This is a genomic window from Rathayibacter sp. SW19 (assembly GCF_030866825.1).
GTDB lineage: Bacteria > Actinomycetota > Actinomycetes > Actinomycetales > Microbacteriaceae > Rathayibacter_A > Rathayibacter_A soli.
The window spans coordinates 1,163,286-1,179,475 of record NZ_CP133020.1 but is presented as its reverse complement, the minus strand read 5'-3'; the positions used below and the strand labels follow the sequence as shown (position 1 = coordinate 1,179,475).

The following is a 16,190-nucleotide window of genomic DNA, read 5'->3' as shown; positions in this document are numbered from 1 at the left end:
TCACTGTATTCCGAGATGGCGGCAAGCGAATCCAACCCAGGTCGCACCCCGCCCTCTGCCTGGAGGGGTACCCGAAAACCCAAGATGTTTCCCCGGCCAGACGACATGCCAGATCGGGAGGATCACGCTGGATGGCGTCGCAGTACTGGAAGGAAGAAAACCGATGCTCTCCACTTTGCCACGAACCCACCGAGTGGGAGCGGCCCTGCTGCTTGCCGCAGTTTTCACGCTGTCGGCTGCCGGCTGCACCGTGGGTTCAGCGCAGCCGTCGGCTTCCGTCGCGCAAGGCACCACATCGACGGCGAACAGCCCGCTGGCGGTGTGGCAGAAATTCGCCGCCTGCGCGCGTGCGCACGGCCAGCCGAATTTCCCGGACCCGCAGATCGGGTCGGACGGCCAGGTCGACTTCGGCTCGGACCCCACGGTAAAGGCTCAGATTTCCGCCGTCCATGACGCCTGCTCAGCGATTCTCGACAAGCTGCCGGCATCGGCAGGCGGCCAGGGCTACACCGCTGCTGACTTGGCCAAACTGTTGAAGTTCGCAAAGTGCATGCGCGCCAACGGGGTTCCGCAGTGGCCGGATCCGAAAGCGGACGGCACCTTCCCGATCGTTGGGACTCCTCTCGAAGCTGAGGGCAAGTCGCCACGCATCCAGACCGCACTACAGGCGTGCCAGAAGTACTGGGATCGAGGAATCGCTATTTCATGAACGACACCGACCTCAAGGACACGGACCGCTCAGACGAGACGACGGGTCGGCGCCGAGTCTGGATGCTGGGCGGCATCCTGACGGTTCTCGTTCTCGGAGTAGGGATCGCCGTGGCGGCGTCGACTGGAATTCTGGGTCGACCGTCTGCACACACCAGCGCGAACGCAACCGGGTCGAACACCGCAACCGCATTGATCCGCGTGACCGACATCTCAGCCCAAGTCGATATATCGGGGACCCTCGGGTTCGTCGGCTCCTTCCCCATCGTCGCGCCCCCTCAAGGCACTGTTCTCACCTGGCTTCCGGCGACCGGAGCAACCATTGGTTTCGGCCAACGCATCTATGAAGCATCCGGCGCCCCGGTTGTCCTGTTACGCGGGGACCGACCTGCCTGGCGAGATTTCGTCGCCGGGATGAGCGACGGCGAGGACATCCGCCAGCTCAAACAGAACCTGCGCGACCTGGGGTTCGACCCGAACCATGTGCTCGACCTCGACGACCACTTCACGCCAGGGACCCAGGCCGCCATCGTCCGGCTCCAAGCGGAGCTCGGTATCCCACCCGCTGAACGAACCGGGACCCTCCCACTGGGCAGTGTCGCATTCGCCCCCGCCCCCCTGCGAATCGCCGCGCTCCCGAACCTGCTCGGATCCACCGTTGCAGGGGCGCCCGTGCTGACCGCTACCTCGCTGCAACACGCCGTCACCGCTGCGTTACCGGCCGAGTCGCAGGGCCAGGTCAAACCCGACGACCACGTCACTGTCACCCTCCCGGACGGCAGCCAAATCGCGGGGACCGTCGCGAACATCGGGGCCGCCACCATACCCGATGGTTCTTCCTCCTCGAACCAAAGCGGCTCCCAACCTCCAACCCTTCCCGTCACGATCGCCGTTACCCTGCCTACTGCCGCTGCCGCTCTCGACGCCGCACCTGTCCAAGTGTCGATCACCACCGCAACGCACGCCCACGCATTGACCGTGCCCATCACCGCGCTGCTCGCTCGGCCAGGCGGCGGCTACCAAGTTCGCGTGATCGGCGCCCACACCACACAACTCGTCACCGTGCAACCGGGACTCTTCAACGACGTGGAAAGCACCGTAGAAATCCGCGGGGCCGGCCTGACGGCCGGAATGAGAGTCCAGGTCCCGAACCCATGACCGCCGCCCCCGTGCTCGAACTTCGCGACGTGCTCGAACTTACCCCCGTGCTCGAATTTCACGATGTGCGCAAAACCTATTCCGGCCATCCGGCCGTGAACGCACTCCAGGGCATCGATCTCAGCATCCGCTCACGAGAGCTTGTGGCGATCGTCGGCGCATCCGGGTCTGGAAAGAGCACCCTCCTCACACTCGCCGCCGGCCTCGACAAGCCCACGAGCGGAAGCATCCGGATCGCCGGAACACCAATCAACCAGTTCGACGATGCCGCCCTCTCTGGCTTCCGGGCGCACCGGATCGGCGTCGTCTTCCAGCAATTCTTCCTCCTCGACCAACTCACCGCGCTGGAGAACGTTGCTCTCGGGCTCTACTACCAGGGCATCCGCCGAGACCGACGCCGTCGGGCGGCACTGCAAGCGCTCGACAGAGTCGGGCTTGCCAGAAGAGCCCACCACCGTGCGTCAAACCTCTCCGGCGGCGAACGCCAACGCGTCGCCATCGCCCGTGCCATCATCGGCGACCCCGCATTGCTCCTTGCCGACGAACCCACCGGCAACCTCGACTCTGTAACCGGTGCGGAGATCATCAGCCTCCTCAGCCAACTGAACAGCGAGGGCGCCACGGTCATCGTCATCACCCACGACACCAACATCGCACAGCGGATGCGTCGCCGCCTCGAGATCAGCGACGGCCGCCTCACCCACGACAGCGTCACGCCATGACAAACCCTTCCGCGCACACGCTGCGATCCACCGTCCGCAAAACGGATGCGCTCGCCTCCAGCGCGACCGGGCTGCGCGCGCGGCCCCTCCGCTCGACACTGTCCATCCTCGGCATCGCCATCGGGATCGCTGCCATCACCGCAGTGCTGGGCATCACCCAGTCCAGCCAAGCCGACCTCCTTGCGAAAATTGACCGGCTCGGAACAAACCTGCTCACCGTCGTCAACGGACGCAGCATCACCGGCGTCGAGACACAACTGCCGGCAACTGCCACGGCGATGATACGCGTAGCGCCCGGCGTGCTCCGTGCGACTCCGACCGCCGAAATCCTCGCCGCTCGCGTGTACCGCACGGACAAGGTGCCCTCGTACGCCAGCGGCGGTCTCGACGTGCGCGCCGTCGACTCCTCGCTTCCTGGCACGCTCAACACTCAACTCGCCGACGGCCAGTTCCTCACGGCGGGCGCAGACCACTACCCCCTCGTCGTCCTCGGCGCCACAGCGGCGGCTACCCTTGGCATCACCCAACTCGACACCGTCGGACACGGAGGCCCGACCCGTATCTGGATTGAGAACGCGGGGGTAGGGCATTGGTTCACCGTCATCGGCATCCTGCGCCCTCTAGACCTCGCTCCCGAGATCGACCGGTCAGCCCTCGTCAGCTTCCCGATGGCCGCCACTGACTTATACTCCACCTCGCAACCCAGCCGCATCTACGTCCGCGCGAACCAGGACACCGTCCCCGCAACCGCCGACCTCCTCGGCCGCACGGCCAACCCGGAAAACCCCGACCAAGTTGCCGTCAGCCGCCCATCCGACGCCCTCGTTGCGCGCGTCGCCGTACGAAACGCCGGCACCTCTCTCTACCTTGGACTCGGCGCGATCACCCTCCTCGTGGGCGGAATCGGTGTCGCCAACATCATGGTCATCTCCGTGCTCGAACGCCGCACGGAAATCGGCCTGCGCCGAGCGCTTGGCGCCCGCCGCACCCACGTCGCAACCCAATTCCTGCTCGAAGCAGTCCTCCTCTCAACCACAGGAGGAATACTCGGCGTCACCCTCGGAATTAGCGCAACCATGATCGTCGCCCTCCTGCAAAACTGGATGCTCCTCATCCCACCGTCCGCAATCTGGGCACCAATCGCCGTCGCGACGACTCTGGGCGGAATCGCGGGCATCTACCCCGCATTCCGGGCAACTCAAATCCCACCAAGCCAGGCACTTCGCGGCCCATAGCCAGCGCCCACGGCCGGCAACGAGGTTCGCGACTGATTCATAGTGCGCGAAGTGCTGGAAAGAACGCTCATTCGAGCACTTCGCGCACTATGAAGTCGAGGCAATCGGTTGGAACGTGTCGGCAGGCGCGCGGACCCTTGCGAGACGCTTACGCCGATGGCGGAGGCGGTGGCAGTGAAGCATCCGGGGATGGGAGCTGGACCGATTTCCCACTCTTCGGATGTAGTGAAAGCCATCGGTGGCCCACGATGAGCCACAGCACGAGCGCCCAGGCCAGTGCCGCGGCGAGGGCAACGTAGATGACCAAGATGAGCACGCTGATTCCGCTGAAATACATGCCGGGATGGTAGCAGTCACGCCAACGCCGCGGCCGACATCGAGATCGTGCACACTGTGCCCCGACTCGATTGAGGCTCAGTGCCCCGGGCTCGTGTCGACGATCCAGGTTCCGGTGCGTGTGGTGTCCGGGCTGTCGAACGACACGCCGGGCAGGGCCCAGGTGTGACCCTCGACCTTGATGGTGATCGTGCCGGTGTCGCGGTAGAGAGGAGCGACCGCCGAGATCACCGACGTGGCGTTGATGGGAACATTCACGTTCGCGGTCTGGGTGCGCGTGCCGACCCAGTCCTGCTTGTACTGCGCCTTGATTCCGTTCGCGATCGCCTTGAACAACGGGCCGTCCACGGTCACCGGCGTGTTGACATTGATGGTGAAGTTCGTGGTGTCCGACACCGCGATCGGTACTGTGCCCGGACCGTCCGCGCCCACGGTCGTGCCCTTCCACACTTGGTGCTTCGGGGTCGTGAGTTGTTCCCGCTTGATGTCCGTGAACGTGCAGGCGGCCAAACCGTTGTTGCACAGTGACCGCAGCATGTAGGCCTGGGCCTGCGGGTTGGTCACGGTGCCGTCTGGCGCCATCACCACCAGGTCCATCTCCAGCCCGGACACCACGAACCCGTTGGTCGCTGTCGCGGTGTAGCGGGGGGGGAAACCATAGGTCGATGAGACGGTCATCGTCGGGTCGTAGGAGCCGGCGACGGTGCCGTCGTTGTTGAGGATGGAGTAGTGAACAATGGATGTGGAGTCGTAATTTTCATTGAATTGGACCTCCCAGTCGTCCATCTGACCAGGCTGAAGGATGTGGCCGACCTTGGGGCGTCCTTCATACTGGGCGTTGCCCTTGATGCTGTCGACTTTCATCGGATGCCCGGTCAGGTTCCAGATGTGGAAGCCGCGGGACACCTGTGGCGACGCCGGGTTGCTCGGTGCGGACTGCGCAGCGGCTGCGGTGGAGGGGGTCGCGGCGTTTGCTGCGGCGGGTGCTAGCACCGCGCCGGCGATGACGGCGGCGGTAACACACGCGCCGAGCAGAAACCCTCGGCCGTGCCGATGGGGCCGATCCGTATCGTTGGTCGGTTTCGGTGTGGTGAACATGGGAAGAACCTCCTGCTGGTAGCGGGCCGCGTAGTTGCGGCCGTATGTCAACAGTCGCAGCGCTTCCGGAGAGACCGGGTCGGCCGAGCGGCCGATGGTGTGGTTGACGTACGCATCCCCCAATCGGAGTACCCCTTGCCAATCGAGTCGGGTCAAAGTGTTGAACCTATCGCGGAAATCGTCACACTTTGACCCGACTCGACTTGCGGTCGCCCGTCACGGCTCGAGGTACGCCGGAGTGAACAGCAGGTTCAAACCCTCCGCAATCGTGGGGTGGCTGATGATGGCGTCCCGTACGGCCGTGTATTCCATGCCGGCGAGCATCGCCAGCTGCACGACCGCGAGCGCCTCGCTTGCCTCGGTGCCCAGCAGGGCCGCGCCCAGAATCTTGTTCGTGTCACGGTCGACTAACGCCTTCCACATGCCCTCCAGGTGGCCGAGCGTGCGCGCCCGTGGGATCGCGGTGACCGGCATCCGCGCTACGCGCACGTCGTAACCGGCGCCGCGAGCCTCGGCCTCGGTGAGGCCAACACGACCCAACTCCGGAGTCGTGAAGACGCAATACGGGATCAGTCGCCCCTGAGTGCTTCGCAACTCTTCCTGACCGTTCTGGGCGGCGAGATTGGCCTTCAGCACACGGTAATCGTCGTAGGAGGCATGGGTGAACTGCGGGGTGCCCGCTGCATCGCCGGCGGCCCACACGTGCTCGGCACTCGTGCGCAGATGCTCGTCAACCTGAATGAAGCCGCGAGGATCGATGTGGATGCCAGCCTCTTCGAGATTCGCTCCGACGGTCACCGGTGTGCGGCCCACGGCAACCAGGATGTCCGCCGCCGTCACCGTCTCACCGGAGGACAGTGTCACCGAGACCAAGCCGTCCTCGGCCCTCGAGATGCTCTCGGCCGACGCACCGAGCCGCACGGTGATTCCCGCGTCCCTGAAGGCCCGCTCGATCGCGCCGGCGATATCGCCGTCTTCCCGTGGAAGGAGCTGGTCATGGCGCTGGATGATGGTCACCGTCACCCCGACGGTGTTCAGGAAGTCGGCGAACTCGCACCCCACATAACCGCCGCCGAGTACGATGATGCTCTCCGGCAGCGACTCGAGGTTCAGAAGCGTGTTGCTCGTCTGCACGGCGGACTCGGCCAATCCCTTGATATCGGGCAGCAGCGGCTCGGTTCCGAGGTTGACGACGACATCCGAACCGCGCAACCGGCGAGTGCCACCGTCGTTCACAGCGACTTCAACCGTTCTGGGCGCCACGAACTTCGCCTCGCCCAGGATGAAATCCATGCCGGAGCCGGTGAAGGAAGCCAGCTGCCCGTTCACCATGGTGCCGACGACATCCTCCTTACGAAGGCGCAGCAGATCGATATCCACGCGCGGATGTTCAACACCGGTGATACCGAATTCGGCCGCCCTGCGGGCATCTTTCAGCAACCGTCCGCTGTTGATGATCGTCTTCGTCGGGATGCACGCGACATTGATGCAGGTGCCCCCGATCATGGCGCGTTCAACCATCGCGACGCTCCGACCGGCACGCGCGACGTCCATCGCCAGCGACTTGCCCGCTTTGCCTCCGCCGACCACCAGCAGATCCACCTCTTCGACGTCCATGTCGCTCCGTTCTTGCGCATCGGATGTAAAACGGCCAATGGTCTGCCTCTACTTCTCGAGCCGAGTGGCCCCAACCCGTTCGCTCACCGCGCGGCTGGCATCGAGTGCGGCATCGATGAGCTCGCGGGTGGGATCCTGCGCCGGGTCGAGCCAGACCTCCGCGAAGTCCGCGGGAATGAGCAGCGGCATCCGGTCGTGAAAATCGGTCAGCGCCTCGGCGGCGGGCTGCATCACGATCGAGTAGCAGGTGACCGGATCGCCGCCGGTCGGCCTCCCCTGCTGTGTGACGGCGGCCATGCCGAACAACTCGTGCTCGCCGTGCTCGCCCAGGCCGAAGCTGTACCAGTCACGGCTCGGCTTCTGCATCTCGAGCCAGTTGGTCGCCGGCACGATGGCGCGACCGGCCAGCCCGCCCGGCCGTTCCTGCAGGCGTTCCGAACGCGTGTTGATTGAGGGAAACTTGGCCGGCTCGCCACCGACGAGGTAGCCCCACCACGCGCGTTCAAGGTGCGGGCCCTCCTCGGACCCACGGATGAGCGCGTTCAGGTTCCGCAGATTCTTACCGGTCGGGCGGATGGTCTCGCTTGCGTTCTGCCTGGCCCACTCGCGCAGCTCTGCGACCAGTTCCTGATCAGCCTCGGCCAGCGCTTCGTAGCCGCTGAACCGCGGATCCAGTCCGTAACTCGCGCACATGGATCCAGGGTAATGCCGCGCGCACTGTCGTGCGGGGCCCGTTAATGCAATAATCTGCGTATGGATGCAGATAACGAGATATGCGGGCGGCTCCCCGACAGTCAATACGTCGAGTTGGCGGTCGAGGTCTTCGGCATGCTGGCGGATGCGACGCGGGTGCGCATCATCCTCGCCCTGCGTGATCAAGAGCTGTCGGTCAATCTTCTGGCCGACATTCTCGAGAAGTCGCCGGCATCCGTTTCGCAGCATCTGGCGAAGCTTCGCCTCGCTCGGATCGTCACGACCCGGCAGGACGGCACGCGCGTCTTCTATCGGCTGGCGAACGAACACGCCCGTCAACTCGTCACGGATGCGATTTTCCAGGCCGAGCACGCGCTCGGCGGCATCCCGCGGCACCACCACGCACAGGCCGAGACGGATGGTGTGAGCGCGTGAGCACAGCACACACACGCAGCGACCATGATCGCGGGCACGGGCATGGGCACGGGCATGGTCATGAGCACGAACACGAGCACGACCACGGGCATGGTCATGACCACGAACACGACCACGACCACGACCACGAGCACAACCACGGGCATGACAACCACCACGGGCATGACCACGGCCACGGCCACAGTCATCCGACGGGACTGAGGGGTTTCTTCTACAACCTGTTCGTGCCGCATTCGCATGACGCAGCCGACTCGATCGATGACGCGCTTGAGGCGAGCCGGGAAGGTGTGCGGGCGCTGAAAATCAGCCTGTTCATCCTGCTGGGAACGACGATCCTGCAGTTCGCTGTTGTGCTGCTCAGCGGTTCGGTCGCCCTGCTGGCCGACACGGTACACAACTTCTCCGACGCGCTGACTGCGGTGCCGCTGTGGATCGCGTTCATCCTCGGTCGGCGGGTCGCAACGCGCCGCTATACCTATGGCTACGGCCGTGCCGAAGACTTGGCCGGACTGTTCATCATTGCGGTCGTGGCATTGTCCGCGATCGTCGCGGCCTGGCAGTCGATCGACCGGTTCATCAACCCGCACCCGCTGCACAACCTATGGTGGGTCGTCGCAGCCGGTTTCATCGGGTTCGCAGGGAATGAAGCGGTCGCGATCTATCGCATCCGCGTTGGGCAGAAGATCGGGTCGGCCGCGCTCGTCGCAGACGGCGTGCACGCCCGCATCGACGGCTTCACCTCGCTCGCGGTGGTGCTGGGGGCGTTCGGTGCGATGCTCGGATTCCCGCTCGCTGATCCGATCGTGGGCCTGCTCATCTCGTTCGCGATCGTCGCGCTGCTCTGGGGCACCGTGCGCAGCATCGGCCGCCGCCTGATGGACGGAATCGAGCCCGAACTGGTGCACAAAATCGAGCACGCCCTGGCCGACACACCGGGGGTGCGGGGCGTCGAACGGGTGCAACTGCGCTGGGTCGGCCACCGGCTCCAAGGCGCCGCCACGATCACACTCGACAACGTGAGTCTGGCCGCCGCGGACGCAATCATCGCCGACGCAGACAGCCGCGTGCGAAGCGTGACCGGCAATCTCGACGACTTCGCCATCCGCCCGACACACGCAACGCTCGCAACACACGCGACACCCGCGGCGCAGCGCAACCGTCGCCCCGCGTGACCGGCGGCTAACATGCAGCTATGGCACTGACGCCGCGTGAGCCGGAGATCGCACCGACATGACAGACCTCTGGGGCGTGGCGATTCCAGGCTGGGTCGGAGCGATCGGCGGCAGCGCCTCAGCAATCGTTGCCGTGCTTGCTTGGATACAGTCACTCCGGAACAAGAAAACCGGTGAGGTCCTGAGCGGCACCTACAACGAGCAAGCCCAGCGCCCCGAGGCGGAATCAGCCGCGCAGTCGGCCACCGCGCCCACCGAACTCGGTAACAGAGGCGAGACGGTGGCGAACGCCAGCACTCCCTACTTTCCGGTCACGTGGGGCGTTGAGCGTGCTGGCAGGAGGTACCGCTTGGTCAACCGGTCAACCGCTCATGCCGCACGGGTGCTCGCCCTGGACGACGTCAGCGACGGCCAGCGAAACGCTCTGCACGTCGACCTCGCCCTGCCCGTCGCCTTGGAACCCGGGGCAAGCATGCCGTTCGTCATCGAGAAATCCCTGGTCGGTGCATCCGTCATCGCGTTGAAGATCACCTGGCAGGAAGCCGATGCGAATGCGCGATCGGTGACATTGTTCGTGTAGTCGTGCAGCCGCGACAGAGCTTAGAAAACCCGATCCACGGATCCAAGAACGCCTCATCAAAGCCCTCGCGCTGGTGCGCCGGAATCCGCGATACGCGATCCGCGTTCCCAGTGTTCGCAAGGCATCCAGAGCCGGCCACGGGACTCGAACCCGTAACCCCCACTTGCTTTAGCCCATGTTTTGCCTAGATCGCCTAACCATCGTTTAGACCGTTTTGGCCCGTGATTACGCGGATCATTGACTAATCCAACTACGTTACAGATTTGTCCAGATCGGTCATGATTCTCTAGTCATCTTGACTAAATCATGACTGCGCCGCCGCTCGTCGTGCTCGTGTGCGGTTGCGTGCCGCGATCCGGTGCAGCTCGTCGCGCTCGATCGGTCCGCACACTGCACAGAAGGCGATGCTTGCTTTCCCTGTCATGTCAGCGCCGCAGCCGCCACGGCAACGACGGACGACCTCGCCGCGTCGCATCGCACGGCGCGATGAGTTCTTGTAGGCGCGTATGCAGGCGTCGCAGCGTAGCCGCCGCCTGCCGATGCGCTGCGCTCGCAACTCAGCCGAGCAGTCAATACAACCGGTCATGAATTCTTCCTATCGTTGTTTGCCGCCATACTCGACGGCGCGGGCTCGCGGATTTCGCAGGCCGTGGCGGATCGACTGCTCAGTGATGCCCTGATGCGAATGGAACGCCCAGCGCTCGCCTAACGCGTTTTCCTGCCCGTGCCGAGGTCGCTGCATCCGTACATCATTTCGACGCGCCCACCACCCCACGGTGGCTCCCTGAGTACATATGTTCGCCGCTCGGGCGGAACGATCGACACGAACATGACGGACTTGATACAAGATGTGACACAATATCGACGCTCGCGAAATGCCCCGATATCGCGGGAACGATTGCGAACTCGGGCGATCCGGCCCGTTCGAACTCGGCTCCCCCGAAAAACTCCCCCATATTTTCGTGGGGAGAGAGAGGGCTGCTCCCCGGCGGGGTTCCGCGACCTTTGGTCAAGGGGTCACCCCCCACCCCTCACAGCGTGTGCTCAGGTTCGACACAGCTTCAGCCGTCGTCTCGATACCCGCTGATGGGTGTGCCCTTGGGGCACGGTGTGGCCGTCGAGTTGCACAGCGCTCGTGTTGTCATCCCCTACACACGGTCAGCACGAGCGGCGGGGACGGGGGTACGGGTGTGGAGGGGTCCGGGGTACTCCGTGCCTGCACGCTGCAGATTGCCGCTATGCCCCCAGTCGCTGCGAGGTCGTGAGAGTCGTCAGCGTGTGCGTTGGCTCCCGTGCTGCGTGGTCGTGTGCGCGTCGCTGTGTCGTGCTCGTGGTCGACATGGTGGGCATGGGGCCAGGGGTACGGGGTCGGGTGTCCCCTCGGGCTGCGGATCATCATCAGCGAATCGGTGTTGTCCCCGTGGACGCATGCGTGGTGCTCGCCAAGCTAGCTAGCATCTGGTGTTGATCCGCTGCAGTGCTGCCCACCCGCGCCGTGTGCGTGCTCGACTGCCTGCGTTGCCCGAGGGGAACGGCTGCCCAGTGGGCTGCCCCCGTCCGAGCGGGGTCGTGTCGTCACCCAGCCCGTGCCTGCCGTCGATGCGGTGCAGGGTGGCCGTGGCCCGTGTCCGCCCGTTGCTGCACTGTAACTCTGTTGTGTAACTAAGTTACGTAACCGAGTTGTGTAGCGCTGTCGCTATTGAGCACGGCGCGCCGCATGCCTGGGAGCAGCGCGCCGTGCTCGGGTGCCCTCATAACGGGGTACAGACCGTCGTTATCGGCTGGGCGTACGCTCAGGTCGTTGGCTGTCGGCCGCATTCGGGTTGCGCCGAACTGCCAACGTCACTAGGGGAGGCTCGACCCTGACCAATCTTTCCCCCATCGGTCAGGGTCGGGCCTGGCGTGTTCGGGTCACGTCTCGACCAACTATTGGTTGGTCCTCGATTATTCCTCAACATTCGACATCTCGCTACCCCAAAATGTGGCACAACAAGAAGCGACCCCGCCACCATCGCAACGACGATGACGGGGCTTTGGTGAGGGGTTGTTGGTCGCTTACGTTAACACCGGGTCAGAGGTAGACGGAAGAGTCAATTCGTGATGACCGGCACGCCTAAGGTTGAGATCACAGCGAGTGTCCAGCAGCGACGGTGTCAGCCAGCGCGCCGGATGCTAGCCCGAGGTACGCGTCAGCGAGTAGCCGCGATTGCCCGTCTCCGATCCGGTCAAGGAACCTCGCCCACCTGGCTACAGTCCACTTGTCGAGATCCTGTGCGATCTCGCGGCCGGCCGTGACAACCACGATCTCAACGACCGCGGCCCGCATCAGCTTCAGCATTGTGTCTTCGGTGCTCGCCGCGTTCGCCGTACCGGTCTTGTGATCCGCCAGTTTCGACTCCGAGACGATCCTGGCACGCGTCGACTTGTCCGGCGCTGCGAACGTAACACGCGCCCTGTGGCTGGCGTACTCGGCCGCGATCGCGTTAGCCTGCTCGGTCAGATCTTCGATCACAGCTTTCTGCTGCTCGAAGATCTCGCGGGCTGCGTCATCGCCTGAGTCGCCCAGCGTCGCGCCCGCGTCGTCATCCTCGCCGCCATCCGGCAATGACTGCGCCAACCGTTCAAGCTGGTCGATCGCTGCCCGTCGTTGCTCCTGCAGCCGGCCGTAGCTGGCGAGCAGATCGCCGCGTGTGTTCACGGTCTGCATCCGCTGCGTCGGCTCGATGTCGTCAAGCCACCTGTCAAGGTCGAATTCCGTTGCTTGCGTCGAGTCGGTGTGTGTCGTCATAGTATTGCTCCCTGCGTGTTCGATCGTTGGTAGGTGTCGTGCTCGGCCGCGGGCGCGCTTGTGAGTGCTGCGCCCGCTGCCGGTGATTCATCGGCGTTCAATGTCAGCCAACTTGTCGCGCTATTGTTCGGTTCGTCAGAACCGATGTCGGCTCGGCTTGCGGATAGTAGATGTTCTGATAGATCGTGAAGCCGCCCTCAGATGCCCTGTGGCTTGTCTCCGTGAACTGCGGTGGGTAGTAGCCGACCGGGCCACCATCCGCATAGCGCGGCATACGATCGTGCAGGGCTCGACGTAGCGCGAAGACACCGGCCTGACCGCCGAGCTGTACCACGTCCGACGCTGTAAGCACGTGCTCGCCAGGTGCGAGCATGGCGTAAACGGAGTCGATGCCTTTTGGCCCTGGACCGTCGACCGCGCCACCTTCAGCGAAGGCAATATTCTTGCCGCCCGGTATAGCCATTTGATCGTGCGCGCTGACAGTGATCGTCGCCCGCTGCTGATTGATCCAGTTCACGAGCCCGCCTGCGGAGTTGATCGCCGCCTGTGTGTTCGCGTCGACATGCATCGTCAGCCGCTTGCCGTCCCATGACGCGCCCAGCGAGGTCATGATCTGATCGATACTCAACTTGCCGTCGAGGAATTCGCGTTTCAGGTTGTCAGACGCATCCTTGCCGAACTTCGCCGTGATCGCCGGTATCAGCGTCGAGAGCATTTCCATGCCACTGATCAGCGTTGCCGAACTGGATGAGGTTGCCCTATCCATCAGGTCGCTAAACTCGGTCATCTTGTCGTCTGTGCTGCTCACCAATTCGGCAACGAGCCCAGCCCCGCCAACACCCATATCTAGCAGAGCGGAGAGTGTGCCTGATGACACTTTGCCGCTGAGCAAAATCATGTTGTCGCGCCACTTCTCTTGTGCGGTGATCTGCTCACTGAGCCGAGCCATGTACTCGCTTAGGCTCTCGGTGGCATCTGCTGCGAAGCCTGCCACTGCGCCGCCCGCGCGGCCGGCTGCCGCCTCCGTCGCTGCTGCCAGACGCTCCGAGGCTGCCTCGATTCGTGCCGACGCCGCCTCTTGCATCGCAGCCGCCGCAGCGGATGCCGCCTCATACTCGGCCTGAGCAACGGATGCCGCCTGAGTTGTGCTCGTCGCATTCGCCTGCGCGGCCGTGTTCGTCGCCGTCGCTACCGCCGCCGTCGTCTCCGCCGTCGTCTTCCGGTTCAACATCTCCGCCTCATATGCGACCGCATCAGCCAAAGCTTGACTGAGCTGCTGCTTACGGACCGGGTCAGTCTCCGCCGCCAGCGTGCGTTCGATCGCCTGCCGTTGCCGCTGCGCCGATACCCACCTGAAGGTGGATTCGTCCAGATCATCCGACGCCTTCTTATAGGCGTCAGCGGCATCGTTCGCGGCCTTTTCCGCCGCGTCCGCAGCGTCCTTAGCCGACTTGGCTTTGACCTGTGCAGCCTTCTCGTGATCGCTAGCGGCTTTCTTGTCAGCGTCAGCCGACTTTTTCACTGCCGCCGACTCGGCCTTAGCGGCTTTCACCGCGGCCGACTCGCCGCTGTCACCGCCGCCGCCACCGCCGCCCGTCGCCTTTTTCTTCTGCGGTGCGAGGTCGATGAACGACGCCGCCGCCTTCGATGCCAAGCTGATGAGATCCTTCAGCGCGGCATCCGCCTGCGTCGTGTCAATGGTCACGGGTCCGTCGATAGCGTTCACGGCGTCCCCGGCCGCGCGCGCCTTACGCTGCACGTCGTCTAGGCTGCTCGAAAATGATTTCGCCTGCGTGTTGATCGCATCCAGTGCACGCTGTGACGCGCTGCCCCGATCCAGGATGCCCGTTTCGGCCTCTGATGCAGACCGCTGAGCCAGCAGCAACAGCTTTTTCAGTTCGTCCGCTTCCTTGATCGACCTTTTCAGCCCGGCAGTGATCGAATCAAACGCGGCACCACCGTGCAGAATCCCGTCGACCACCGCATCTGTCGCGATGCCGAGAGACTCCATTTCTTTCAGCGCACCCGATGAATCTAGAGCGTCCACGATCGTCCGCGCCGTGGCTTCAGTGATCGCGCCGGTGTTTTGATCGAGCGTGGCCGATAGTGTGGCGACCGCCTGCTCTTGCGCGTCCGTTGCTGCTGTCCAAGACGAGAGCGCCGCCGTGACTAGCGCAATGCCGCCCGCCACCGCAAGACCGACCGGCCCGCCGAACGCGCCCAGCAACGCTGAGCCGGCCGACCTCGCCGCCGATGTCGTCACGCCCAGCGCCGCCGTCACACCTGGCAACGCCGCCCCGGCCACGACCGCCTCTTGCCGCAAGGCGGTGAACTGCCAGGCCATATGCTTCAGGTCAAACGCTGCGTCACGGTAGGCAGTAGTTTTTTGGATCGCTGAGAACAGAACAAGCGCACCAATCGCGCCCTGGATCGGCGCGGGCAATGCGTTGAATACGTTCAGCAGACCCGTCAGCACGTCGAGGACCGGAACGCCAGCCAGCACGGCCTGCGAGAGTAGCTGCACGAGTGGTGTAGCCGCCCTAAACGCGGCCTCGCTCGCCGTGCTCAGGAGATCGAGTGCGTGCCCGATTCCGTCCACGATGTTCTGCACGCCGCCCGTGGAGATCTGCGCGGCGATCTCGTCCAGGATGCGCGGTATCAGCATCAGCGGCTGCATGGCGGGGTCCCAGTCGACGCCCTTCAATGCCGCAGTGGTGGCGTTGAACACGCTCGTGAGCGAGCGCATGATCTCTTTACCGACGTCCTGCAGCGGTGCAGCCAGTTCCTGCGCGGTGCGTCGACTTGCCGAAGCCGTCTTGTCTTGCCAACGGGCGTAACTGTCGCCCATGTTGGCGAGCATCCCGCCGAACTTTTCTTCCATGCCCGCCGTGATGATCGTGATCGCTCGATCGGCGTCGTACAGGCCTGCCGTGACATCCTTCTGCACGGCGCTAACGGACTTGCCCGCTTCGTCCGCGAGCATCTGCCAAACCGGGATACCGGCCAGCGCCAGCGAGTTGAGCTGCAGCGCGTCAGCCTGGCCCTTCGTCGCCATTTTCGAGATCGCATCAGAGACTTGCTCAAGCTTCGCGCCGTCGCCGCCCATCGCCGCGACCGCAGCCGAATAGGCGTGCATGACAGGGATGATCTTTTGAACATCCATGCCCGCCGCGACGAACGTCTTGTATTGCTCAGTGAGTACTGGGAACTGAAACGGTGTTTCGACCGCTAGCCCGTACACGTCATCGAGTGCAGCCTTAGCCGCCTTCGCATCCCCGAGCATCGTCGTCAGGGCGATCTGGTTTTGCTCCGCGAAACTGTTCGCGTCGATCCCCTGATTCAGGAATGCCGCGAACAGACCGCCCGCCGCTAGCACCACCGCAGCGATAGCGAGCTTCGTCTTAGCGCCCCACCGGGTGAACGTCTGCTCACTCGACTTCGTGGCACGCTCGGACTGAGCCATAGCCCGCTCAATGTCACTGCCCGCCGTACCCGCCGCGCTGCCAAGCTTGTTCGTCGCATCCGCGCTGCGGGCAATGTTCGCGACGTACGCCGCTACTTCAGCCTTTAGTGTGACTTTGACTGTTCTGTTGTCGCTCATGTCGTCCCTTCTGGAACGCAAAAGGCCGGGCTCTCGATGAGAGCCCG

General features: G+C 64.1%; 14 protein-coding genes. 8 read left to right on the top strand and 6 right to left on the bottom strand.

The features are described from left to right. The first annotated feature begins 163 nt into the window (after nucleotides 1-163). Genes QU604_RS05405 through QU604_RS05390 form a run of 4 tightly spaced genes read left to right on the top strand, consistent with a single transcriptional unit; the run spans nucleotide 164 to nucleotide 3,823 of the window. Complete coding sequence (locus QU604_RS05405; protein ID WP_308467791.1) at nucleotides 164-709, top strand: hypothetical protein; 546 nt, start codon at nucleotides 164-166, stop codon at nucleotides 707-709. After that, a complete protein-coding gene (locus QU604_RS05400; RefSeq protein WP_308467790.1) occupies nucleotides 706-1,866 on the top strand; it encodes a peptidoglycan-binding protein in 1,161 nt (386 codons plus the stop codon). Before QU604_RS05405 ends, QU604_RS05400 begins: the two co-directional genes overlap by 4 nt. Next, nucleotides 1,863-2,588: an ABC transporter ATP-binding protein gene (locus QU604_RS05395; RefSeq protein WP_308467789.1), complete on the top strand. Its 726-nt coding sequence runs from the start codon at nucleotides 1,863-1,865 to the stop codon at nucleotides 2,586-2,588. Before QU604_RS05400 ends, QU604_RS05395 begins: the two co-directional genes overlap by 4 nt. After that, on the top strand, nucleotides 2,585-3,823 hold the full coding sequence (locus QU604_RS05390) for an ABC transporter permease (protein ID WP_308467788.1): 1,239 nt from the start codon (nucleotides 2,585-2,587) through the stop codon (nucleotides 3,821-3,823). Before QU604_RS05395 ends, QU604_RS05390 begins: the two co-directional genes overlap by 4 nt. Before the next feature lie 148 nt (nucleotides 3,824-3,971). On the opposite strand, the gene QU604_RS05385 is transcribed toward QU604_RS05390, so the two are convergent. The 4 genes from QU604_RS05385 to QU604_RS05370 form a co-directional block, all read right to left on the bottom strand. Further along, on the bottom strand, nucleotides 3,972-4,160 hold the full coding sequence (locus QU604_RS05385; protein WP_308467787.1) for a hypothetical protein: 189 nt from the start codon (nucleotides 4,158-4,160) through the stop codon (nucleotides 3,972-3,974). Nucleotides 4,161-4,237: 77 nt separating this feature from the next. Beyond that, a complete protein-coding gene (locus QU604_RS05380; protein WP_308467786.1) occupies nucleotides 4,238-5,413 on the bottom strand; it encodes a hypothetical protein in 1,176 nt (391 codons plus the stop codon). A gap of 60 nt (nucleotides 5,414-5,473) precedes the next feature. After that, nucleotides 5,474-6,874, bottom strand: coding sequence for a dihydrolipoyl dehydrogenase family protein (locus QU604_RS05375; RefSeq protein ID WP_308467785.1), 1,401 nt, complete (start codon nucleotides 6,872-6,874; stop codon nucleotides 5,474-5,476). Between the two features lie 48 nt (nucleotides 6,875-6,922). After that, on the bottom strand, nucleotides 6,923-7,567 hold the full coding sequence (locus QU604_RS05370) for an SOS response-associated peptidase family protein (protein WP_308467784.1): 645 nt from the start codon (nucleotides 7,565-7,567) through the stop codon (nucleotides 6,923-6,925). Between the two features lie 60 nt (nucleotides 7,568-7,627). Between QU604_RS05370 and QU604_RS05365 the strand changes: the two genes are divergently transcribed. Genes QU604_RS05365 through QU604_RS05350 form a run of 4 tightly spaced genes read left to right on the top strand, consistent with a single transcriptional unit; the run spans nucleotide 7,628 to nucleotide 9,754 of the window. Further along, nucleotides 7,628-8,002: an ArsR/SmtB family transcription factor gene (locus QU604_RS05365; RefSeq protein ID WP_308467783.1), complete on the top strand. Its 375-nt coding sequence runs from the start codon at nucleotides 7,628-7,630 to the stop codon at nucleotides 8,000-8,002. A gap of 24 nt (nucleotides 8,003-8,026) precedes the next feature. After that, nucleotides 8,027-8,203, top strand: coding sequence for a hypothetical protein (locus tag QU604_RS05360; protein ID WP_308469026.1), 177 nt, complete (start codon nucleotides 8,027-8,029; stop codon nucleotides 8,201-8,203). A gap of 23 nt (nucleotides 8,204-8,226) precedes the next feature. Next, nucleotides 8,227-9,174 (top strand): cation diffusion facilitator family transporter, encoded by a 948-nt coding sequence (locus tag QU604_RS05355; protein ID WP_409349998.1) that lies wholly within the window; start codon nucleotides 8,227-8,229, stop codon nucleotides 9,172-9,174. Nucleotides 9,175-9,232: 58 nt separating this feature from the next. Then, nucleotides 9,233-9,754: a hypothetical protein gene (locus tag QU604_RS05350; RefSeq protein WP_308467782.1), complete on the top strand. Its 522-nt coding sequence runs from the start codon at nucleotides 9,233-9,235 to the stop codon at nucleotides 9,752-9,754. 2,125 nt (nucleotides 9,755-11,879) lie between these two features. On the opposite strand, the gene QU604_RS05345 is transcribed toward QU604_RS05350, so the two are convergent. Further along, nucleotides 11,880-12,542, bottom strand: a complete 663-nt coding sequence (locus tag QU604_RS05345) for a hypothetical protein (protein WP_308467781.1) — start codon at nucleotides 12,540-12,542, stop codon at nucleotides 11,880-11,882. 103 nt (nucleotides 12,543-12,645) lie between these two features. Beyond that, nucleotides 12,646-16,143: a tape measure protein gene (locus QU604_RS05340; RefSeq protein ID WP_308467780.1), complete on the bottom strand. Its 3,498-nt coding sequence runs from the start codon at nucleotides 16,141-16,143 to the stop codon at nucleotides 12,646-12,648. Nucleotides 16,144-16,190 lie beyond the last annotated feature (47 nt).